Source organism: Vibrio sp. 704 (assembly GCF_033339295.1).
Map to the genome: position 1 here is coordinate 1 of NZ_JAWOUH010000709.1, position 596 is coordinate 596.

Genomic DNA, 596 nt, shown 5'->3' on the forward strand with positions numbered 1-596 from the left:
CCTGAAAACTCGCACTTTGGCTAGCAGTAATGCGCTGGATGTAATTAAAGTTCGCGTCAAAGGCAAGCGTCGGTTTGTCTGCCACTGGTGTCACGTTGATATCAAACGTTTCGGTGGTTTGCAGCGACGTTCCTGTGGAATTCTCGTAGTAAATTCCATTATCGTCCGCTGTAACCGTCAATGAAATAGCTGAACTGTTCACGTCACTTGCATCGACAAAAACACCGACATTTGGATCTGTCGAAGTCAACACCGCATTAAGTTGGGACAACGTCCCCATCAACACGGTTTCACCCGCTAAACCAACACCTTGCGTCACACCACTGCCGGATGGCGCGATAACACTGACATCACCTTCACTCGTGCTGAGCGAAATCGTCATGATCTCGTTCTCATGGATACCAGTGAAATCCACATCCGCTATCGTAATGCCTGATATTTTTTGACCTGCCGATTCGAAGATCGTGCTGGTTACTAATGAGCCATCAATCTCCGGAGCATCATTAACCGCTTGAACGTTCATGACCGCAGAACCGCTGATTGTGATTGGATCCGGTGCTCCATTGGTTGTGCCATCATCAGTAATGTCATAGACA

General features: G+C 47.8%; 1 protein-coding gene. It reads right to left on the bottom strand.

Annotated elements, in window-relative coordinates:
- The coding region (locus tag R7R24_RS28660) for a hypothetical protein (RefSeq protein ID WP_318120451.1) at positions 1-596 on the bottom strand (596 nt) is incomplete at both ends.